Raw genomic sequence first — 22,185 nt, forward strand, 5'->3', positions numbered from 1 at the left:
CAGGCGAGGGAGGTCACTTCAGGCCGGTGGTGGCGATGCCGGCGACGAAGTGGCGCTGGAAGAGGAGGAAGACGACCATCACGGGGAGCAGGACGACGACAGCGCCGGCGAGGAGGACGCCGAAGCGGGTGAAGTCCTGTCCGCTGCTGGCCAGGGCGAGGCCGACGGGAAGGGTGTACTGGTCCTCGTTCTGGGCCACGACCAGGGGCCACAGGAAGTTGTTCCAGGAACCCAGGAAGGTGATGATCCCCAGCGTGGCCAGGGCCGGCCTGGTCAGAGGCAGGATGATCTTCCAGTAGATGGCCAGTTCACGGCAGCCGTCGACGCGGGCGGCGTCGATGAGTTCGTCGGGCAGGGTGGAGATGAACTGCCGCATCAGGAACACCCCGAACGGAGCGGCCAGGAACGGCAGGATCAGCCCGAGTAGGGAGCCGGTCAGCTTCATGTTGGCCACCAGGACGTACAGGGGTACGAAGGTGACCAGGCCCGGCACCATCAGGGTGCCGATGACCAGACTGAACACGGCACGTCGGCCGCGGAAGTCCAGCTTGGCCAGGGCGTAGCCGAGCATGGAGCAGAACAGCAGGTTGCCCGCCGTCACGGCCAGGGCCACGATCACCGAGTTGGCGAACATGGTGGTGAAGTCCAGGCTGCTGAACAGCTGCCGGTAGCTGGCCAGCGTGGGCGCGGTGGGGACCAGGACCGGCGGCACCTTGCGGATGTCCGCCTCGGGCTTGAAGGAGCCGGAGAGCATCCACAGAAACGGCGTGACCATCAGCAGCAGGCAGCCGAACAGCGGCAGATACAGCCAGGGATGGCCCCATTTCTGTCGGATACGGCGCCGTCGTAGAGTCCGGTCTGTGCCAGGCCCGGCCGTCCGGAGGGCGGAGAGAGTGCTCATGGGGTATCAGTCCTTGTCTCGCAGCACGCGGAACTGCAGCACGGTCAGCGCGATGATGAGGACGAAGACGACGTAACCGGCGGCCGACGCAACGTCGTAGTTGCCGTTGCCGAACTGGTTGTAGGCGTACATCGTGGCGGAGAGAGTGGAGTCCAGCGGTCCGCCGTCGGTCATCACGAAGGGCTCGTCGAAGAACTGCAGATAGCCGATACCGGTCGTGACCGCGGTCAGCAGCAGGGCCGGGCGCAGGAGCGGGAAGGTGACCCGCCAGAACCGCTGCCAGGCCCCTGCACCGTCGAGTTCGGCCGCCTCCATCAGGGACTGCGGCACGGACTGCAGACCCGCCAGCATGATGATCATCACGGTGCCGAGGTTGCGCCACACGGCCATGACGATCATGACGGGGAGAGCGAGCCGGGTGTCCGCCAGCCATGCCGGACCGTCGATCCCGAACCATCCCAGAACCGTGTTCACCAGCCCCGCCTGCGGCTCCAGCAACGTCTTCCATACCACTGCGACCGCCACGACGCTGGTGATCACCGGGAGGTAGAAGCCGACCCGGAAGACGGCCCGGAAGCGGCCGATTCCGCTGTTGAGGGCGACCGCCGCGGCGAGTCCGGTGGCCAGCGTCAGCGGCAGACCGACCAGGACGAACACGGCTGTGTTGCGCAGAGCATGAACGAACTGCTCGTCCTCAAACAGCCGTACGTAGTTGTCGAAGCCGGTGAAGGACACGTTCAACGGGGTCCGCAGGTCGACGCTCTGTGTGTCGGTCAGGCTCATCAGCAGCGACCAGACGACCGGCAGCAGCATGAACGCCAGGAACAGGACGAGGAAGGGAGCCGCGAGGATCCACGCGGCCCGCGTCTGCCTGCCGCGCGCGGTGCTGCGGAGGGCGACTCTCCCACGGCCGGCGCCTCTCACGGGCCGTGCGGTGGTCGGTTCGTGGGTGTCGCCCCGCCCGGGGAGTGTTTTCGTGGACATGGATGTCATCCGTCCGTACGAGGGGTGCTCACGTGGCGGCCGTTCAGCGGCCTGTGCCGATGCCGGTGGCCTTGGACTGCAGGTCCTTCTGCGCCTGGGCGACGGTGGCCTTGCCGAGGCTCAGCTTCTCCAGTTCGGAGTCGATGGCGTCGGCGACCTGCTGCCAGGTGGTGATGGCGGGCGGCGCCTTGCTGACCTTGAGCTGCTCGGCGAACGCCTGCATCGCCTCGTCGTCGCTCAGCTTCGCTTCGTCCCACGCTCCCGGTGTGGCGGGAAGGGAGCCCGTTGCCTTCGCGTAGGCGGCGAGGTTGGCGGGTTCGGTGAGGAACTTGGCGAACTTCCATGCCGCGTCGGAGTTCTTGGCGTCCTTGAACACCGCCAGGTCGCTGCCGCCGGCGAACCCGGCCGCCTGCGTGCCCTTCGGCAGCGGCATGGTCTTCCACTTGCTGTCCAGCTTCGGGGCGTCTTTGCGGAGGCTGCCGCTGACCCACGCGCCGTCCTTGTAGACGGCGATCTGTCCGTCCTGGAAAGCCTGCAGGCTGTCCGTCTTGTCCGTGGGCGCCAAGCCCTCTGTCGGGATGCTCGCGTAGTACTCCAGTGCCTTGGCGACCTCCGGCGAGTCGAAGGTGAACTTCTTGGTGCTCGGGTCGTAGATGTCGCCGCCCTGCTGCCAGACCAGCGGCAGCAGGAAGATCCAGGAGTTGAAGCCGATCGACAGCCCGCTGGCGTGGCGCAGCTTGGGGTTCTGCTTGCCCGCGGTGGCCTGGATGGCCTTCAGATCCTTCAGGTAACCGGCCCAGTCACTTGCCGGGGCGCCCTTGATACCGGCCTTCGCCGTGAGGTCGCTACGGTAGTAGACCGCCTGGGTGTCGGCGATGAACGGGACGCCGTAGGAGGTGTCCTTGTACTTCGTGGTGTCCCACTGACCCGGGTAGAAGTCCGACGACTTGATCGACGTCGGGGTGGCCTGGAAGCCGTTCATGCCGGCCATCTCGGCCATCCAGGTGGTGCCGATCACTGACATGTCGGGTGTGTTGCCGCCGGCGATGGCGGTGGTGAGCTTGTCGTGGGCGGAGGCCCAGGGCACCGGGGTGATCTGGACCTTCACGCCGGGGTTCTGCTGCTCGAACTTCTCGGCCAGACTCTGGAGGGACTTGTCGGGGTCGCCCATGGACCACATGATGACCTTGCCGGTTGCCTTGCCGCTGCCCAGCGTCGCGGGGGCGTCCGTGCCGGGCCCGGAGTCGGCGCTGCGGCCGCAGCCGGTCGCCACCAGGGCTGCCGTGACGGTGACGCACAGGACCTGGACTGTTCTGACGGTGTGACGAGTAGGGGTACGCATATTGCGGCTCCTTGCCATTGAGCGAGACAGGCGCGGGGGGCGGCGGAGAGGAAGTGGCAGCGGGCGGGCGTCCGGATGGGCCGGCTCGTTACGTGGAGACCGTCCGCGGTTGCCTGGCACCGGCGGTCAGCCGCGGGTCGCGGCCGGAGCGTCCGTCCCGCAGCGGTAGCGGCCGGGCGTGAGAGGCCAGACGTGCCGCTCGGTGTGCCGGGTCGGGGAGGTGCAGACGGAAAGGGCACCTCGGCGGTGACGCGTGAACATGGTTGCGCGTGCAGGGTGGTGAGGCCGGCCGAAGGACGAAGGGGCCGGTCGTGCCGGTACGTGCACCGGCTTCAGGTCGAGCTGGACGGCCTACCGGCCTGCGCGAGATCCGGTGGGGTCGGTTTTGTGTCGGGATGGGGTCCGTCTCCGCCTGCGGGGCTGGACAGGAGCGGCGGAGACGGACGGTTCGATGGGACGCCGACGCCGTAAGCATCGTGATGACACGGCGTCAGTTCGGGCTCGGCCGTAACGTCGAGCCCCGGACCACGAGACTGGTGGGAATGACGCACGACGGGGCCGCCTTCGGCACTCCGCGCACGTGATCCAGCAGCAGACGCGCCGCCGCCGCACCCATCTCCCGCATGGGCTGGCGGATGGTGGTCAGTGCCGGATAGGTGTACGAGGCCATCTCGACGTCGTCGAATCCCACCACGGCGACATCCTGCGGAACCCACAGACCGGCCTCGTGCAGTGCGGTGAGCACGCCGGCCGCCGAGGGGTCGTTGTGCGCGAAGACCGCGTCGAACTCCAGGCCGTCCGCGAGAGCGTCCGCGATCGCGCTCCGGCAGCGTTCGAACTGGAAGTCGCCGCCGATGATGCTGCGTTGGTCGATCTCGATCCCGGCTTCCGCATAGACATCGACGAAGCCGCCCAGCCGCTCCCGGGTGCAGCCGAACGCATCGGGGCCGGTCACGACCAGGGGGCGACGGCGCCCGATTTCCAGGAGGTGCCGCGCAGCCTGCGCACCCCCCTCCCGGTTGGTGGTGGCCACGTAGGGGAACCCCGGCCGCTGGAAGCGGTCGTCTATCAGCACGACCGGCAGCCCTGCTTCGTGGAGTTCCGTGATGTAGCCCATGGCGCCCTCGGGTTCAATCACCAGCAGGCCGTCGAACGACTTGGCGGCGACCTGCAGACCCAGGCGGCGCAGTGACTCCTCACCGTGGTTCCAGGTCAGCATGCGAAGTCCGAAGCCCTCGGTCTCCAGCGTCTCGACGACCGCCTGCACGATGCCGGCCCAGGCCCAGGCCAGGTCAGGGACCAGCATGCCGATTATCTGTGTCGTGCCGCGGGCGAGGCCGACCGCACCGGCGCTCGGCACATAGCCGAGCTCCGAGATCGCCTTGCGGACCTTCAGGACGGTGTTCTCGTTGATCTCGCCCTTGCTGTTCAGCACGCGTGAGACCGTCGTCTTGCTGACGCCGGCCCGGGCGGCCACGTCGGCGATGGTGACTCCCATGCCACCTCCTCTCCATGTAGCGGCGGGAATGTCCTCCCGCACCGAGGGCCGATCGTACAGAGACTCGCGGAACCGATACCGGGAGCGGTTCCGGAACCGGTTTCGGTACCGGTTCCGGCAGTGAAGCACCGAGCGGCTCAGCCCGTCAACACATCGGAATCAATTCGTTTACAGAGAATTTCCGAGCCCCCGGACACCCCGCTAGTACCCGGGACGCCGTGCCGGAGACGGTCGTCAGCGGTCCTCCGCGGCGGGGATTTCGCCGGAGCCGCGGGCGAGGTAGCGGGTGGTCAGCACGCGGTGGCGGGCGGAGCCGCGCTCGCCGTCGAGACGGTCGAACAGCAGGTCGGCGGCTTCCCGGCCGATCGCGGCGGGATCCTGGGCGATCACCGAGATGCCGGGTTCGAGGAGAGCGGCCAACGGCAGGTCGTCGAAGCCGATCAGCGCCACCCGGTGCTGCAGGCGGAGTTCCTGCAGGGCCATGCGGGCCCCGACGGTCAGGAGATTCTGGCCGGAGATCAGCGCGGTGGGCGCATGAGCGAGGGTCAGGAGCTCTCGGGTCGCTACCTGGGCGGCCTCCGCACCGTGCAGGCCACGCCTCACAAGGGAGCGGTGCAGGACGCATCCCGTCTCCGTCAGCCCCTCCGCGAACCCGGCGTAACGCTCCTCGGCCGTCCAGATGGTGCGGAGGTCTCCGAGGAAGGCGATGCGCCGGTGGCCTGCCGCGTGCAGCCTTTTCACCGCCGCCCGCAGGCCCGCGCGGTTGTCCACCGTCACGGCGTCCACCTGCGGCGCTGTGGTGGGGCGGTCCACGCAGACGACCGGTGTGCCGACGCGGCGGGCCGCGTCGAGGTCGGCGTCGGCCTGTCCGGTGGGTACCACGATCAGGCCGTCGACCCGGCGGCCGGTGAAGGTCTTGAGCAGGCCGCGTTCGCGGACCGGGTCCTCGTCGGTGGACCCGGCCAGGACCAGCACGCCGCGCTCGGTGGCGGCGTCCTCCACCGCGCGGTGCAGCGCGGCGGAGAAGGGGTTGGCCGCGTCCTCCAGGACCAGGCCGAGGGTGCTGGTGCGGCGGTCGGCCCGGCGCAGGCTGCTGGCCGTCAGATCGAGGCGGTAGCCGAGCGACTCGGCCGCGCGCGTCACTCGTTCCGCCAGGTCGGGAGTGACGGGCTTGCCGTTGACGACCCGGGAGACGGTGGCGAGCCCCACCCCGGCGGCGGTCGCGACGTCGCGCATGGTCGCCGCTCGTCGGCCTGTGCCGTTCTGCTCGCTGGGCAACGTTTCCCCCTGTGGTCGATGGCGCGGTGAAGCCGTCCTCATCCTCGCATTCGGGAGTTTTCCTGCGCAGGGTCTGGACTTCGGCGACATGGTGCCCCTACGTTCGGCGAAACGTTTCCAGGGCTGACCGGAACCGCCGGCACCGTGCCGTCCCGGTCAGGCGGGCCCGCCCATGGCCTCGGACGGGACCACGGCGGAGCCGCTGCCTTTACCTGCACCCGGGATGCCTCAAGCGTCACTCGTCACGCGCCAGAACCCCGTACGGCTGGACCGAAGCCCGCATGCCTGCAAGGAGCCGCCATGTCCAGAACGACTCGTCCGCGTCGCAGACTCCTCGCCGCGCTGGCCGTCCTGTCCGGGCTCGGCCTGGTCGCCGCCTCCCCGGCCATGGCCGACACCCTGTACCACGAGCAGTACCGGCCCCAGTTCCACTTCACTCCGGCCCAGAACTGGATGAACGACCCCAACGGACTGATCTACTACAAGGGCCGGTACCACCTGTTCTTCCAGTACAACCCGGACGGCAACACTTGGGGCAACATGTCATGGGGCCACGCCGTCAGCACCGACCTGGTCCACTGGAAGGAACTCCCGGTGGCCATCCCCCAGGACGACCAGGAAATGATCTTCTCCGGCAGTGTGGTGCTGGACAAGAACAACACCACCGGTTTCGGCACCAAGAAGAACCCGCCGCTGGTCGCCGTCTACACCAGCGCGCAGAAGGCCACCGGCAAGCAGGAGCAGGCCCTCGCCTACAGCACCGACGGCGGCACCACCTGGACGAAGTACTCCGGAAACCCGGTCCTCGACATCGGCTCGACCAACTTCCGTGACCCCAAGGTCTTCTGGTACGCCCCCACCAAGAGCTGGCTGATGGCGGTCGCCCTCGCCGACCAGCACAAGATCGCCTTCTACAGCGCTCCCGATCTCAAGCACTGGACGCACCTCAGCGACTTCGGCCCCGCCGGCGCCACCGGCGGGGTGTGGGAGTGCCCGGACCTGTTCCCGCTGCCCGTGGACGGCAACCCGAAGAAGACCAAGTGGGTCCTGGCCGTCAACCTCAACCCCGGCGGCATCGCGGGCGGCTCCGGCGCCCAGTACTTCGTCGGAGACTTCGACGGCACGGAGTTCATCTCCGACGACAACGGCAGCTACACCCCGCCGAGCGGCACCGTCGTGCAGGACTTCGAGTCCGGCTCGTTCGGCGACTGGACGGCCACCGGTAGCGCGTTCGGCAGCGCACCGGCGACCGGACCGGTGGACGGCCAGCAGACCGTCACCGGCTTCGAGGGCAAGGACTTCGCCAACAGCTTCCACGGCGGCGACGCCTCCACCGGCACCCTGACCTCACCCGCCTTCACCGTGACCAGCGACTACATCAACTTCAAGGTCGGCGGCGGCAACCACCCGCACCGGCCCGGCTCCGTCCTGGGCGACGGCCCGGCACCCACAGGCGCAACCCTCGCCGACTTCGAGGGCAGCACCTACTCCAGCCCCATCGGCGACTGGACGACGACCGGCGACGCCTTCGGTACCGGACCCGCCCAGGGCACGCTCCCCGGCCAGGGGCAGGTCACGGGCTACCTCGGAGACGGCCTCGCCAACAGCTTCCTGAACGGCGACGCCTCCACCGGCACGCTCACCTCGCCGACCTTCACCATCGACAAGAAGTACCTGGACTTCCTCATCGGCGGCGGCAACCACGCAGAGAGCTCCGAAGCGCCCACCGCAGTGGAGCTCATCGTGGACGGCAAGGTGGTGCGCTCCGCCACCGGTCCCAACTCCGAGGCCTTGAACTGGGCGTCCTGGGACCTGTCCGATCTGCAGGGCAAGCGGGCCCAGATCAAGGTCGAGGACGACAACACCGGTGGCTGGGGCCACCTCAACCTCGACCACGTCGTCCTCTCCGACACCCAGGCCAAGCCCCGTTCCGACGAGACCGGCGTCAACCTCCTGGTGGACGGCAAGATCGTGCAGAGCGCCACCGGCGCCGACTCCGAGAACCTGGACTGGGCCTCGTTCAACACCAGCGCCTACAAGGGCGAGAAGGTCCAGATCCAGATCGTGGACGCCAATTCCAGCGGCTGGGGACACGTACTCGCCGACCAGTTCACCGCGGCCGACAAGCCTGCCCTGTCCACCACCCAGCGTGCCCGCTGGCTCGACTACGGCGCCGACTTCTACGCGGCCAACACGTGGACCGACACCCCCGGTGGCCGCCGCGTCATGACCGCCTGGATGAACAACTGGAACTACGGGCAGGCCATCCCCACCACCCCGTGGCGCAGCGCCGACTCCTTCCCCCGCGAGCTCTCCCTGAAGACCGTGAACGGCAAGGTCCAGCTGATCCAGCAGCCGGTCCGCGAACTGACCGGCCTGCGCGGCGCCGGCACCCGGGTGCCCAGCACCCGCGTCACGAACACCACCACCCCGCTCGCGGTGCACGGCAGCGGCCTGGAACTCCAGGCCGACCTGACCCCGGGCACCGCCGACCGCTCCGGCCTGGACGTCCGTACCGGCGCCGGGCAGCGCACCCGCATCGGCTACGACACCACCACCGGCGAGGTCTACATCGACCGCACCGCCGCCGGTGCCACCGACTTCGACCCCACCTTCGGCGGCGTTCAGCGGGCCCCCCTCGCGCTCCACGGCGGCCGGCTGATTCTGCACGTACTCGTCGACGCCTCCTCCGTCGAGGTCTATGCCCAGAACACCCGGGGCGAACAGGTCACCCTGACCGACCAGATCTTCCCCGACCCCTCCAGCACCGGCGTCGACACCTTCGCCGAGGACGGCACCGCCGCCCTCAACCGCATGCAGGCGTGGCGGCTGAGGTCCATCTGGCCGTGACGAGCCGTCAGGTCCGTGCGCCGGACGGTCAGTTATTGCTTCCGGCACACGGACACGGCAAGGGACCATGGCCTGGAACTCGGTGTCGGCGCACGGACTCAGATCCAGTCGCGTACCTTTCCTCGTCCCCACCTGTCAGGGCACGTCCGTCTCGCGCGAGATGGCCTGGAGGCGGTTCTTCAGCCGGTAGCTGGGGCCGTTGACCGGGACGATTTCGCAGTGGTGCAGGAGCCGGTCGAGGATCGCTGTGGCGAGGACCTCGTCGCCGAAGACCTGGCCCCTGGCTGTGTACCTCGCTTTGGGAGTCGTTTCGATGCGTTTTGGAGTGTCGCTGTGAGCTGTGTTCCTTGGCCAACAGCGGCGACTTTTGATGTCACTTGGGAGCGACGGGTGTTGTGCCCGCGTCCTGGAGCCGGGGCGGGGCGTCATGTGTGGGTGCGGTGTGCCAGGAGGAGGGCGGAGTCGTCGTGGGGGGTGGGGGTGGGCAAGCAGGTGGCGGTGATGTGGTGCAGGGCGAGGGCGGGTGGCTGCTGTGCGGTGGTCTGCAGGGCGGTGTGCAGGCGGTGGAGGGCGTCGTCGGGGTCGGTGTCGGGGGTGTCGGTGAGGCCGTCCGTGTGCAGGAGGATGCGTCCGCCGGGAGGGAGGGTGAGGCGGGTGGACGGGTAGGCGGTGTCGGGCAGGATGCCGAGGGGAAGCCCGGGGAGCGTCTCGGGTGTGAGTACGGCGTCGGGGATGTGCATGAGGGGGGCGGGGTGGGCTGCGGTGGCGTATTCCAGCTGCCCGGTGTGCGGATCGAGGGCGATGATGCAGCAGGTGGCGAGCAGGGCGTGGTCGGGGTCGGTGTCGTTGTCGGTGGTGAGCAGACGGTTGGTCCGGCGCAGGATGGCGGCGGGGTCGGAGGTGGTGGCGGCGTAGGCGCGAATGGTGATGCGCAGGCGCCCCATGAGGATGGCTGCTTTGGTGTGGTGACCTTCTGCGTCCCCGATGACCAGGGCGATGCGGCCGTCGGGGAGGGGGAAGGCGTCGTACCAGTCGCCGCCGGCGTGGGCGCCGGGGGCGGCAGGATGGTAGGAGGCGGCGAGGTGCAGGCGGGGGTGCTGGGGCAGGAAGGCGGGCAGGAGTCCGCGCTGGAGTTGGACCGCGCGGTCGTGTTCGGTGTCGTAGTCGCGGCAGCGGTCCAGGGCGCGGCCGAGCAGGGCGGCCGCGGCGATGAGGAGGGCCTGGTCGGAGGGGCCGAAGGCGTGGGGGCGGTCGAAGGAGAACATGCACGCCGCCGTGGTCTGGGGATGGGCGAGCGGGAGGGGCAGAGCGGCCCATGCGTGTCGTTTGAGGCGGGGCAGGGTGGCGGCGTAGTGGGGGTAGGCGGCCACGAGGTCTTCGTGGGAGGGGGTGAAGACCGGTTCCTGCTCGCGCAGTGCGTCGGTGAGGGGGGCGCGGGCGTCCAGGGCGATGCCGGTGACGGCGGCGCGGTGTTCGTCGTCGTAGCCGACTGTGGTCAGGATGCGGGTGCGGCCCTGGTGGGCCTCGGCCAGGACCAGGGCGTCGGCGCCGAAGACGGCCAGTGCCTCGCAGGCTGCTTTGGCCAGTTCCGAGGTGCCGGTGGCACCTGCGGCACTGGACGCGAGAGTGATCATGCGGTCAGCGCGGCGCAGCTGTTCACGCAAGTGTTCCTCCCGTTGCGTGGCACGGATTGTTTCTCCGGTGGTATCGGTGACGTGGCCGCAGAGCAGGGCGGGGGGAGCGGTGGGGTCTCCGGTGGTGGTGCAGCGGGCTTGCAGGTGGCGCGGTCGGTCGGCCGGGGTGGCGAGCCGGTAGGCCACTTCATAGGTGCCGTGGCGGCTGCGCAGGGTGCCCAGCAGCTGCTGGATGTCCGTCAGGTCGCCTGGGGGCAGTTGGGCCAGGACCCTGGTGAGCGGGTAGCGGCCGGGACCGGGCAGATCGTGCAGCCGGGCGAACATTTCGTCGACGTCGAGTGTGTCGGTGGCCAGGTCGAGGAAGAAGGCGCCCTGGTGCAGGTCTCGCAGGTGCGGGGTCGGCGCAGGCGCGGCGGCCGTGGAGATCATGTGGGGCACGTACCGGGTGGTCAGCTGTGCCGCGTGCCGCAGGAACTCCTGCTCAGCCTCGTTGAAGGGCATCGTGCCGGGCCGCAGTGCCACCAGGACACCCTGGCCCTCGGACAGTGGCAGCGCACTCCAGGCAGCCGCTTCGCCACCGGGCGGCAGCGGGTAGGGGCCGGTACGGTCGCAGCCGGTGCATTCCTGGCCCAGGGCCGCCCGGGTGACCGGCCACGACTCGGTGGTGGCCAGCGGCCGCAGCGGTGGCTGCCACAGTCGGCCGAGCCCGGCCACGGAGCAGGGAAAGAGGTGGGTGCCGTCCTCCTGGTAAAGGATCAACGCCCAGCCCACCAGACCCATCCAGACGCACGCATGCGCCAGCGTCTCGGTCACGGCCGGCAGATCGGCCGCCACCGCCAGAGCCTGCTTCAGCCTGCCCAACCCCTGCTCCGCGCTCCTGGCCACTGCCGGAGCGGGCTCACCGCCGTCCGCCGCACCGTCTTCCAACATTCCCCCGCCTCTCTGCCCCTGCACGGGGTCGTCTGAAGGACGACCTTAGAAACGCCGGCTCCTCAGGCAGCGGTTAAGTTCGCTGTTGACCGTTAAATGAAGAAATTGAAAGCTCACACACGCGGGGCCCTTCAGCCACTGCGGTCCAGGCGGCGCCCTGACCGCAGCGTCCAGCCGCTACGTCGCCGCACCGGCCACGGGACAGATACGCTCTTTGGTGGCTCTCTCTCGGCCAGCGGTGGGAGAGCCGCCCGCACCGTTCCCGCCGACGGAACTGCTTCACCTCGCCTCTGCGCGCTCTGTCTGTTCTTTGGTGTGAGCGAGGCGGTAGGACTCGGTTAGGCATCCTCGGTGTCTCCAAGGGGGCTGAAGCAGCTCTTCTCACGGCTGTGCGCGACCTGCGCGTGGACGTTGTTATCGCGCTGTCGCCCACGTCGCGAGTCTGGTGCAATGTGGGTCCGGGCCGCGATGGGGAACAGCGCCCGTATCGTTCTTCCTGGACCTGGCAGGGGCGGGCCTTGCCTTTTGTTCCGATGGATGACTCCTGGACTCCGGTCAACCCGGGTAGCGGTCCGGCCGCCATCCGCGGCTGGTACGAACTCAGCGAGCGGAGCTTCGTTTACCTGCTCCCTCAGGCGGAGATCCCGGTCGAAAGGGCCCGAGCCGATCTGCTGCTCGTTGCCGGTGGCGACGACGCGATGTGGCCTTCTCTCCGCTTCGCCGAACAACTGGCACAACGCCGACGCTCAGCCGGGACCACTGCGCATCTCATCGCCCGCCACGATGCCGGCCATCGACCGCGCTTTCCCGGCGAGAGCCCGGCGCCCGCGTCCCCGCAGGGGCGAGCAGAGTAGCCGTTGCCGAGCACCCGGCGGTGCATCTCCCAGCGAAGCCTGGCCATCTCCGTGCCGACGGCGTCGGCCGGCAACTGACGGGGGAGTCGTAGAGTGCCTCGACCTACTCCGAGACGGCGAAGTACTCGTCGGTGACGGTGCGGTCGGCGATCCGTAACGGGGAAGCCGGGTAAGGCAACTGCCCGAATGGGTTTGTGGTTGCGGCTCTCACAGAGTCGTGGCGTGGATGCGGACAGGCAGGCCCGACCGTGACACGGCGTCGCGTTCGAAGGGAAGGCCGATCTTCTCGGCGACACGTTGCGACGGCTGGTTGTCTGGTCGGATGATCGCGATGAGGCGCTGTGCGCCGAGGACGTCGCGGGCGTGGTCACGGCAGGCGGCCGCGGCCTCGGTGGCATAGCCGTTCCCCTGGAGGTCGGCCCGGACGCGATAGCCGACCTCCAGGTCGGTGACTCCTTCGATCTCTTGGGGGGTCAGGCCGCAGTCGCCGACGAACTCGCCGGTGTTCCGCAGGGTGACCAGCCAGAGTCCGTGTCCTTCTCGCTGGTACAGGTGCTGGTTCCATTCGATCCAGGCCAGTGCCTCCTCCCGGGTCTTGGGGCGGGGGTAGTGGCGCATCACGTTCGGGTCGCCGAGGAGTACGGCCATATCGTCGAGGTCGTCCGGGGTCATCTGCCGGAAGGCGAGGCGTGGAGTGGGGGCGGGGGTTCGGTGGTGGAGGTTCACGGGTGCTCCTTCATGATGCGGGTGGCGACGTCGGCGGTGTGGGTGCCTCAGTCGCCGACGGCGACTCGCTGTCGTTTGACGGTGACGGTGATGTCGGTGTTGAGGGCGCGGGCGAGAGCGGCGGCGAGGTGGACCAGGCCGAGGCGCGCTGAGATCAGTGCCCCATTCATTGAGGTCCCCTGGAGGTGCCCTATCTGTGGCGTCGGCGACTTCGACGGCGTCGCGGTTCAAGGTGGTGAGGACCTGGGCGGTGCCTGCGTCCTGAGCGAATTTTCGCCCGCACGATGGAAACACCAACTCCCGCGTGCTGCGGGAGTGCAAATCAAAATTGACGCACCCGCGCTTTGCTGAGGGTCGTGTTCGAGGGCGGGATGGTCGAGCCTTTCTGACTGAGCGTTTGGTCCGGTGATTCGTGTGCGGTCCCGTTGACGCCCGCGACTGGAACGGAACGACATCGCCGAGCGACTGTGCCCTGGCCCCGGGCCGCTGCCGTGCCCTGCTTACGGAGCGCGTCATTGGCGTTCGCGTGGACCGTCGGGGGACGGGGGCCGGGATCCGGGTGGCGGTCCCACCGGGCTCGGTGGTCCGGCTGCGGAAGGGTGCGATCACCAGCCTGCACGGCGACGGGAAGAGACCACCCCGTTCCCGTAGCCCGCTGACGCGGCCGGCCCGTCGGCGGGGGGAGGGGAGCGCACGGTATCACCGGTGGCATGGGCGGGGGAGCGGTTCACACGCACTGGTCGGGGTGCGGCAGACTGGTGCGGGTCCTCTGATGTCCGGCCGGACGGGTATCAGCCGAAGCAAGGGGAGCCCACGGATCCGTGAGTGACGAGCCCGACGCCCCGGTCCCCGTCGACGAGGGCGCGTTCGGTATCGACGCGTTCTCCCTCGACGACCGGCTGCGGCTGTTCCACTTCGCCGCCGCCGAGAAGCGCCACGAGTACCTGTGGCTGCTGCGGGCCTTCGACCGCGGACGCGCCAACTACCAGGTGCTGCTGCACGCCTCGGACGCGGTCGGGCTGCTGGAGCGGCTCGCCGCCGACCATCCCGGCGCGGGCGCTGTCGGCGGGACGGCCGGGGTTCAGCCGTTGCTCGACGCGCTCGCGGAGTGGCAGGTCCTGGACCGCTCGTACGACGGGACGCGCGCCGCGAACCTGGCCGAGTACCGCAACCGCCACTACGTGTATCAGTTCACCCAGGCCGGATACCGGGCGTACCGGGCTGTGGAGGACGTCCTCGGGGCGAGTCTTGAGGACGCTCAGCTCTCCCGTCTCGTCTTCCCGGACATCCTCGGCGACCTGCGCGCGCTGGCCGAGGCAAGTACCGCGGGCGACGGCGAGGAGGTGTACCGCAAGCTGGGCCGGCTCGACTCGGTGCTGAACGAGATGGCGCAGCGCGCCGCCCGCTTCTACCTCATGCTGGGCGACCTGGCGCGCACCAACGACACCCGGCCCGAGGTGTTCCTCGCCCACAAGGACACCCTTCTCGCGCACATGCGGGAGTTCACCGCCGAACTCGGCCGCTACGCCCCGCTGCTCGCCGAGGCCGTGGAGAAGGCCGCGGCCACCGGTGTGGACCGGATGATCGAGTATGCGGCCGAGGCCGACGAACGGCTCTTCCGCAGCCCCGCCGAGCGGCTGGCGGACTGGCGGCACCGGTGGGACGGCATCGTGCACTGGTTCGCGGAGCGCGAGCACAGTGAGACCGAGCGGCTGCAGGACGCCACCGTCACCGCGATCCGGTCCGTCCTCGCCCTGCTGCGCCGGGTCACCGAGGCGCGCCGGGGCGGGGTGAGCCGGGAGAGTCAACTGCGCCATCTCGCCGGGTGGTTCACCTCCTGCGAGAGCGACGAGGACGCGCACGCCCTGTTCCAGGCGGTCTTCGGGCTCGGGGCGCCCCGCCACATCGCCGTCCCGTACGCCGACCCCGAGCAGATCCCGGGGCGTACGTCCTGGTGGGAGGCCGAACCGGTCGAACTCGCCCGCACACTGGTCCAGTCCGGCCGCACCCCCGCCCTGCACGGCCCCGGTCGCATCGAACGCGACGAGGACCGGCGGGCCCTGCTGCGCGCCGGGCAGCTGAGGGACCAGGCCGAGCGCCGTGGCGCCGCGAACGCCCTCGCGTCGGACGGCGTGTACGGCCGGACGCTCGACGAGCCCGAGACGCGTGCGCTGCTCGCTCTGCTGGACGTGGCCCTCGCCGCCCGTGTCCCCGCCAGCCGTCTGGTCACCGCCGCCTCCGGGTCCGCCCACGGGGTACGGCTCACTCTCACCCCCGCCGAGGGCTCCACCACCGTGGACACCGTGCGCGGCCTGCTTCACCTTGACGGGCTGCGACTGGAGGTCACAGCATGAGGGTCGTCGTGAGTGAGACCGTCGTGAGCGGGGTCGCCGTATGAGCGGTGTCGCCGAGGGCGTCTCCCCTCTCGAACTCGCCGACTACCAGAAGGCGGTACGGCTGGTCCTGCGTCATCCGCTGGTCACGCCCGGATACCCGGACCGTGGGGCGCTGGCGACCGTGCGCCGCTGGGCCGACCAGTTGCGCACCGACCTGATGGAGACGCTCGGCTACCGTCTCGTCACCACCGCGGACACCGCCCGGCTCCAGCGTGCCCAGGACGCTCTGGACGCCACCCGCCCGGCCCTCACCCGCGCGGGACGCCCCTTCGACCGCCGCCGTTACGCCTACCTCGTGCTCGCTCTCGCGGCCCTGGGCCGCCATGGCGCGCAGGTGGCGCTGGGCGAGCTGGCCGACGCGGTCGCCGCCGACGCCGTACGCATCGACGGGCTCGGCCTCGACACCGCGCGCAAGCCCGACCGCGACGCGTTCGTCGACGCCGTCACCTGGCTCACCGAACGAGGCGCGCTCACCCTCGCCGACGGTTCCGCCACCGCCTGGGCCGGCGATCCCGAGCGAGCCGAGGCCCTGTACGACATCGACCGCGAGATTCTCCTCGCCGTCCACCACCCGACCCGGGTCCTCCAGCACCTGACCTCCGTCACCGCGCTGCTCGACTCCGGGGGCGCGCTGGGCCTGTCCGCAGGCCGTGCCGCCCAGCGCCGCGACCAGGCCCGCCGCGCCCGACGTCTGGTGCTGGAGAACCCGGTCGCCTACTACGCCGACGCCGACACCGAACTCCTGGGCCAGCTGCGGGCCCCCGCCCTCGCCGAGGACCTGGAGCGGCTGACCGGGCTGGCGGTGGAGCGGCGGGCCGAGGGCGTGGCGCTCGTCGACACCTCCGGCCGGCTCTCCGACACGCGCTTCCCCGGCGGCGGTACCGTCGCGCAGGCCGCGCTGTTGCTCGCCGCCCGGATCAGTGCCGCCGTGCAGCGCGGCGGACGGCACGCCCTCGAACTGCTGCCCGCGCCCACCGCCGCCGAACGCCTCGCTGCCCGTGCCCGGCGGATCGACGGTGCCCTGCCCGCGCGCGGGCTGGTCGCCGAACTCGCCGGGCCGGGTGAGGAGTCGGTGGTCGGGACGCCCGGTGACGAGAGGCAGGAGCCCACGGAGACCCGCTACCCCTTCGTCACGGACTCCTGGCTCCGCGGCAGGCTCAGGGAGATCACCGTCGAGTACGGCGCGGGCTTCGCCGCCGATCTGCGCGGCGACCCGGACCGGCTGCTCGGTCAGGCTCTCGACCTGCTCGCGGCCATGTCGCTGATCGTCCGGGTCGACGGCGGAGCCCTCGCTCTTCCCCTGATCGCCCGTTACCGCGGGGTCACTGCCCGGGTGAAAACTCGTACGGTGGCCCAACTGCCTGTCCAGACAGACCTGTTCGCCGACGACACCGCCAAGGATCCCACTCCGTGAGCACCCCCGCTCCCACCCCCGCCGCCCGTTACGTCCCTACCCGCGCCGGGATCATCAACCTGTGGGACTACCGGGACGAGGAGTTCTCCTTCGCCGGCGGCTGGCTGGTGCTGCGCGGTCCCAACGGGTCCGGCAAGACCAAGGCGCTGGAAGTCCTCTTCCCGTTCGTCCTCGACGGCCGTATCGACCCCAAGCGGCTCAACCCGTTCGCCGCCGAGGACCGCACGATGAAGTCGAACCTGCTCTTCCGCGGGCAGGACAGCGCGCTCGGCTACGTCTGGATCGAGTTCACCCACCGTGAGACTGGCGAGACCGTCACCTGCGGCATCGGGCTGCACGCCCAGCGGCACCGCGACACGCCCGCCCGCTGGCACTTCGTCGCCGAAGGCCGCGTCGGCGAGGACTTCTCGCTCCTCACCCACGACGACCGGCCGATGACGAAGAAGCAGCTCGCCGCCGAACTCGGACGCGAGCTGATCGCCTCCACGGCCGACTACCGCGCCGCCGTCGACCGGCGCCTGTTCGGTCTCGGCCCGGAGCGGTACGAGCAACTGCTCACCCTGATCCTCACGCTGCGCCGCCCGCAGCTCGCCAAGAACCTCGACCCGGCCAGGCTCTCCGACACCCTCACCGCCGGTCTGCGCCCGCTCGACGACGACCTGATCGCCGAGGCGGCCCGCTCCTTCGAGGACATGGAGTCCGTGCAGCGCACCCTGGAGGGGCTGGTGGCCGCCGACGACGCCACCCGTGCCTTCCTCGCGAGCTACTCCACCTACCTGCGCGTCCACGCCCGCTCCGCCGCGGACCGGCTCACCGCCCGCCGCACCGAGACCGCCGAGCGCGCCGCGGCACTGCGCGCCGCCACCGTGGAGCTGGCGGCGGCCCGCGAGCAGCAGGCCGCCGCCGAGACCCGCGCCGAGTCGGCCGACGCCTCGCTCGCCGCCCAGCGCGCCCGCCTGGACCAGCTGCGCTCCTCCGCCGCCTACCAGGCCGTCGAGCAACTGGCCGACCTGGAACGCCTGGTACGCACCTGCGAGCAGACCGCCCGGCAGGCCACCGCCGAACGCGAACGCCGTACGGCAGCCACCGGCCGCGCCCGCGCCGAGGCCGAACACGCCGCCGGGATCGCTGCCGAACTCGACGCCGCCGTCTCCCGGGACGCCGCCGCCGTCGCCGACCACGCCCACACCTCCGGCCTTCCGTGGACCCCGGCCGACGCCGAACCCGTCCGCCTCGCCGAACGCTCCGCCGCGCTGGCCGCGGCCCGGTACGAAGGCGTGCGGGCCGTGCGTGCCGCTCAGCAGGCGGCACGCGGCGCCGAGCAGACCCGCGACCTCGCCCGCGTCTCGCTCGACCGTGCCGAAGAGGCCGTCACCGCGGCCGAAACCGCGGAGACCGCAGCCGAGTCGGCCCTCGAATCCGCCCGTGAACAGGCCCGTACGGCGCTCGGCCGGTGGACGGAGGCGCACGGCCGGCTGCTGACGCAGGAGGGGGCTTCCCGGCTCGCCGAAGCCCTCGAACTCACCGGCGAGACGGATGCGGTGACGCTCGCCGACGCCTTCACCGAGGCCACCGCTCCCGCCGTGCAGGAACAGCGCGACACCCTTGCCGCCCTGCGCGCACAGCGCACCGACGTCGAGCGCCGCCACGCCGAGACCGAGGCCGAACGCGACCGGATCGCCGCCGAACACGACGACGCCCCGCCCCCGGCCCGGGCACGCACCGCCACCCGGAGGCTCGACGAAGGCACACCACTGTGGCAACTCGTCGACTTCGACGAGAAGCTGACGGACACTCAGCGAGCGGGACTGGAAGCGGCCCTGGAGGCGTCGGGCCTCCTCGACGCCCTCGTCACAGCGCAGGACACCCCGGTGGAGGCCGGGCACAGCGAGGCCTACCTCCGGGCCGGAGCCCCGGTGAGCGGACCGAGCCTCGCCGATCTGCTGCGGCCCGACAACCCCGGCGCCCCGGGGGACCCCGCCGCGATCCCGGCCGCGCGGATCACCGCCGTACTGCGCTCCGTCGCCGTCACCGGAGACCTCGACACCGCAACCCCGCGGATCGGCCCCGACGGCCGGTACGCGGCCGGTGTCCTGGCCGGTGCCCACAGCAAGGAGTACGCCGAGTACGTCGGCGCCACCGCCCGCGCCCGCAGGCGGGCCGCCCGGATCGCCGCCTGCGAGGCGCTGCTGGCCGAACTCTCCGCACAGCTCGACGAGTTGGCGCGCACCCGGGCCCGTACGGAAGCCGCCCTGGAGGTGTATTCCGCCGCCCGGGCCGCCCTGCCCCGCACCAACGACATCACGCAGGCCCTGCGCGACCTCGACCGGGCAGCGGAGCGGCTGCGTGCCACCCGCGACGCCGCCGACGCAGCCCAGGCCACGTACGACGAGTCGGTGGCCGCCTGCTCGATCGCCGCGCGCGCCCTGCGCCGTACCGCGGCCGAGCACGGCATCGAGGTCGAGCGCGTCGACGCCGTGGAGACCGCCACCCGCGCCTTCGAGGCGGCGGTACGCGAACTGTCCGCCCGCCGCCGCGAGCACGCCCGCCAGACCGAGGCCGCCCAGGCGGGCGCCGACCGGCTCACCGCCGCCGCCGAGGACGAGGAGGCGGCGCTGGACACCGAGCGCGTCGCGCGGCGCCGGCACACCGAGGAGGCCGCGGGACTTGAGGCCCTCCAGGACGCTGTCGGGGCCGAGGCGCAGGAGGTGATGCGCCAGGTGAAGGAAGCCGAGGACGGGATCGACGCCCTGGCCCGGGAGGCCGAGGCGGCCCGCACCGCCCAGCACGCCGCGATCGCGGGCTCCGCGGCGGCCGAAGCCCGCCGTACGGCCGCCGACGAGGCCGGGGCGGTCGCCGCGACGGAGCAGAAGGACACCGCCCGCTCCCTGCGTCCGTACGCAGCCCGCGAACTCCTCGACATCCTGCGCTGCCCGCCCGGCCTCGCCTGGCCCGCCCAGGAGGCCGACTGGGCCGGCGAGGCACTCCCGCCGGCCGTGGTCGCCGTGCACGAGGCGATCCTCGCCGCGACCCGCGACCTCACCCCCACCGAGACCAGCCTCAAGCAGTCCGTCACCCGGCTCACCAAGGCCCTGGACGACCTGCAGGCACAGCTCGCCGCCGCCGGACAGGACTACCGGCCCGAATGGGACGGCTCCGACGGTGTCATTCTCGTCCGCGTGGCAGACGAAGAGGGCCCGCTGCCCGTCGCCGCCTTCGCACAGAAGATCTCCTCCCACCGCCGGGACCAGTCCGAACTGCTCTCCGAGTCCGAGCAGCGCATCCTGGAGGACGCCCTGCTCACCCGGCTCGCCCAGCAGATCCACGACCGCACCGTCGACGCCCGCGACCTGATCCGGCGCATGAACAGCGACATGCGCAAGCGGCAGATGTCCTCAGGGACGACGGTCGGGGTGAGCTGGCTGCTCGCCGACCACCTCGACGACGAACAGCGCACGGTCTGCGGCCTCCTCGACGCCGACGCCGCCCGCCTGGGCCCCGACGGACTCGCCCGCGTGCGCACGCACTTCGCGGCGCAGATCAAGACCGCCCGCGCCCGCCACCGTGACCAGACCTACCGCGAGCTGCTCGCCGAGGTCCTCGACTACCGGCGCTGGCGGCAGTTCGCGTTCCAGCTCGTCCGCCCCGACAGGAGCGAGGAGCGGCTCACCCGCGCCCGGCACAGCCGGCTGTCGGGCGGTGAGCAGTCCGTGTCGCTGCACCTGCCGCTGTTCGCCGCCGCCCACGCCATGCTCAACTCCGCCGACCCGCACGCCCCGCGTCTGCTCGCCCTCGACGAGGCCTTCGCGGGCGTGGACGACACGGGGCGCGGCGAACTCATGTCGCTGGCGGCGCAGTTCGACCTCGACCTGTTCATGACCGGCTACGACCTGTGGGCCGCCCACGCCTCCGTGTCCGCCGCCGCCCACTACGACCTCGCGCACACCGCCGTCGACCACACCGTCTCCGCGCTGTTGCTGGTCTGGGACGGTGACCGGCTCCTCGCCGACGACACCGGCGACCTCACCGCCGCCCTCGGCTCGCCCGGCACCCGGCGCGTTCCGGTGCCCGAGGAGGCGGAGGTTGTCCACTGAGCGTGATCCGTCGGCGTACGACGAACTCCGGGGCGAGGGCTGGACCCGGCTGCTCGCCGCGGCCCGCCGCAGACTGGAGCGCACCGGCGGTGCCCTCGACGGCGACGTAGGACTCACGACGCCCAGCGAGGCGGAGCGCCGCACCGTCATCGGCGTCACCGGCCGCTACCGGCCCGAGACCGCCAAACGTCTCGCCGTACCCCTGGGCGACCTGGACGGCTATCTCTACGACCGCTACGGCACCGGTCTCCTCCAGACCCTCGGCCAGATGCACGGCCCGCTGCGCGACCGGCCGGCAGAACGCGCCGACGAGGGGGCCCACCGAGACCGGGCCCTGAAGGCCGCCCACACCAGCCGGCTCGCCGGACAAGGATGGTTCGCCGCCTGGCTGGACCGGATCGCCGCCGACGGTACCCTCACCCGTCTCGTACGCCGGGGGGACGTGCGGCTCCTTGACGCGGCGGTGCACGTCCTGGAGCGACTCTTCGGGGAATCGGTTCCCGGGTCCTCGGCCGGTGTCCTGCCGCTTCCCGTCCTCGCCGAGTGGGCCACCGGCGACACCAAAGCCCTCGTGCCCGGCACCGCGCTCGAACAGCTCGTCCTGCGCGCCCTCACCCTGCGCAACGGCGATGGTCCGGCCGTACCGCGCGACCGGGCCGGGCGGCGCGCCCTCTGGGTGAGCGTCGGAGCCATCGCGGACGACCTCGCCAGCCAGGTCCTCGTCCTCAACATCGGAGCCAGGGGAGACACCGTCGTCTGCGACTGGCTGCGTGACGCCGCCGATTTCGGCATACCGTTCCGGCTCACCCTCCACCAGCTCACCACCGACCCCGTCGTCCCTGCCGCCCACACCATCTTCGTCTGCGAGAACCCGGCCGTCCTGCGCGCCGCGGCCGGCGAACTGCGGAACACCGGCGCCGCCCTGGTCTGCACCGAGGGAGTCCCGTCCGCCGCCTGCCACAAACTGCTCGGCGACGCCGTACGCGCCGGAGCACGGCTGTACTGGCGCGCCGACTTCGACTGGGCGGGCCTGCGCATCACCTCGGACGCCGTGGTCCGCCACGGCGCCCACCCCTGGCGGATGACCACCGCCGACTACACGGCGGCCCTCGGAGAGGGCGAGTCCACACCTCTCGTGGGACCACCCGCTGCCAGTTCCTGGGATCCCGGACTGGCGCCGGCCATGGCGGAATCGGGCAGCGCGGTCATGGAGGAACGCCTCCTGCCCGCTCTCCTGTCCGACCTCGCCCTTACCTGACCCCACTACCCCGACTGACCGGACGC

Annotated in this window: 14 protein-coding genes and 1 pseudogene; 6 read left to right on the plus strand and 9 right to left on the minus strand. The window is 70.9% G+C overall.

Annotation, left to right across the window (positions count from 1 at the left end):
- Positions 1 to 13 precede the first annotated feature (13 nt).
- The 5 genes from OG595_RS44060 to OG595_RS44080 all read right to left on the minus strand — a co-directional run bounded on the left by OG595_RS44060 (position 14) and on the right by OG595_RS44080 (position 5,961).
- A complete protein-coding gene (locus OG595_RS44060; protein WP_329282343.1) occupies positions 14 to 901 on the minus strand; it encodes a carbohydrate ABC transporter permease in 888 nt (295 codons plus the stop codon).
- Positions 902 to 907: 6 nt separating this feature from the next.
- Positions 908 to 1,894, minus strand: a complete 987-nt coding sequence (locus OG595_RS44065) for a carbohydrate ABC transporter permease (RefSeq protein WP_443073311.1) — start codon at positions 1,892 to 1,894, stop codon at positions 908 to 910.
- A 34-nt stretch (positions 1,895 to 1,928) separates the two neighbouring features.
- On the minus strand, positions 1,929 to 3,227 hold the full coding sequence (locus tag OG595_RS44070; protein ID WP_329282348.1) for an extracellular solute-binding protein: 1,299 nt from the start codon (positions 3,225 to 3,227) through the stop codon (positions 1,929 to 1,931).
- A gap of 490 nt (positions 3,228 to 3,717) precedes the next feature.
- Entirely contained in the window at positions 3,718 to 4,725 is a 1,008-nt protein-coding gene (locus tag OG595_RS44075) for a LacI family DNA-binding transcriptional regulator (protein ID WP_329282349.1), read from the minus strand.
- 234 nt (positions 4,726 to 4,959) lie between these two features.
- Positions 4,960 to 5,961: a LacI family DNA-binding transcriptional regulator gene (locus OG595_RS44080; RefSeq protein WP_329282350.1), complete on the minus strand. Its 1,002-nt coding sequence runs from the start codon at positions 5,959 to 5,961 to the stop codon at positions 4,960 to 4,962.
- A gap of 342 nt (positions 5,962 to 6,303) precedes the next feature.
- Here OG595_RS44080 and OG595_RS44085 point away from each other — a divergent pair, with 342 nt between their 5' ends.
- Positions 6,304 to 8,853, plus strand: coding sequence for a GH32 C-terminal domain-containing protein (locus tag OG595_RS44085; protein WP_329282353.1), 2,550 nt, complete (start codon positions 6,304 to 6,306; stop codon positions 8,851 to 8,853).
- Positions 8,854 to 8,988: 135 nt separating this feature from the next.
- Here OG595_RS44085 and OG595_RS44090 read toward each other — a convergent pair.
- Together OG595_RS44090 and OG595_RS44095 are read right to left on the minus strand one after the other, a co-directional pair.
- Positions 8,989 to 9,132, minus strand: a pseudogene (locus OG595_RS44090) (ATP-binding protein); the annotation flags it as partial.
- A 146-nt stretch (positions 9,133 to 9,278) separates the two neighbouring features.
- A complete protein-coding gene (locus OG595_RS44095; RefSeq protein WP_329282355.1) occupies positions 9,279 to 11,417 on the minus strand; it encodes a PP2C family protein-serine/threonine phosphatase in 2,139 nt (712 codons plus the stop codon).
- A gap of 344 nt (positions 11,418 to 11,761) precedes the next feature.
- Between OG595_RS44095 and OG595_RS44100 the strand changes: the two genes are divergently transcribed.
- Positions 11,762 to 12,271: an acyl-CoA thioester hydrolase/BAAT C-terminal domain-containing protein gene (locus OG595_RS44100; RefSeq protein WP_329283630.1), complete on the plus strand. Its 510-nt coding sequence runs from the start codon at positions 11,762 to 11,764 to the stop codon at positions 12,269 to 12,271.
- Positions 12,272 to 12,478: 207 nt separating this feature from the next.
- Here OG595_RS44100 and OG595_RS44105 read toward each other — a convergent pair whose 3' ends face one another.
- Together OG595_RS44105 and OG595_RS44110 are read right to left on the minus strand one after the other, a co-directional pair.
- Positions 12,479 to 12,997: a GNAT family N-acetyltransferase gene (locus OG595_RS44105; RefSeq protein WP_329282358.1), complete on the minus strand. Its 519-nt coding sequence runs from the start codon at positions 12,995 to 12,997 to the stop codon at positions 12,479 to 12,481.
- Positions 12,998 to 13,044: 47 nt separating this feature from the next.
- Positions 13,045 to 13,167 carry a hypothetical protein gene (locus OG595_RS44110; protein ID WP_329282360.1) on the minus strand — a complete coding sequence of 41 codons (123 nt, stop codon included), beginning with the start codon at positions 13,165 to 13,167 and terminating at the stop codon, positions 13,045 to 13,047.
- Positions 13,168 to 13,818: 651 nt separating this feature from the next.
- On the opposite strand from OG595_RS44110, the gene OG595_RS44115 reads away from it, so the two are divergent.
- The 4 genes from OG595_RS44115 to OG595_RS44130 are packed head-to-tail and all read left to right on the plus strand — an operon-like array spanning position 13,819 to position 22,159.
- Positions 13,819 to 15,351 (plus strand): TIGR02677 family protein, encoded by a 1,533-nt coding sequence (locus OG595_RS44115; RefSeq protein WP_329282363.1) that lies wholly within the window; start codon positions 13,819 to 13,821, stop codon positions 15,349 to 15,351.
- Positions 15,352 to 15,391: 40 nt separating this feature from the next.
- A complete protein-coding gene (locus tag OG595_RS44120; RefSeq protein ID WP_329282366.1) occupies positions 15,392 to 16,807 on the plus strand; it encodes a TIGR02678 family protein in 1,416 nt (471 codons plus the stop codon).
- Positions 16,804 to 20,901, plus strand: coding sequence for a TIGR02680 family protein (locus OG595_RS44125; RefSeq protein ID WP_329282367.1), 4,098 nt, complete (start codon positions 16,804 to 16,806; stop codon positions 20,899 to 20,901). The genes OG595_RS44120 and OG595_RS44125 overlap by 4 nt, the downstream gene beginning before the upstream one ends.
- Entirely contained in the window at positions 20,891 to 22,159 is a 1,269-nt protein-coding gene (locus OG595_RS44130; protein ID WP_329282370.1) for a TIGR02679 family protein, read from the plus strand. Before OG595_RS44125 ends, OG595_RS44130 begins: the two co-directional genes overlap by 11 nt.
- Positions 22,160 to 22,185 lie beyond the last annotated feature (26 nt).

This window comes from Streptomyces sp. NBC_01451 (assembly GCF_036227485.1).
Lineage (GTDB): Bacteria > Actinomycetota > Actinomycetes > Streptomycetales > Streptomycetaceae > Streptomyces.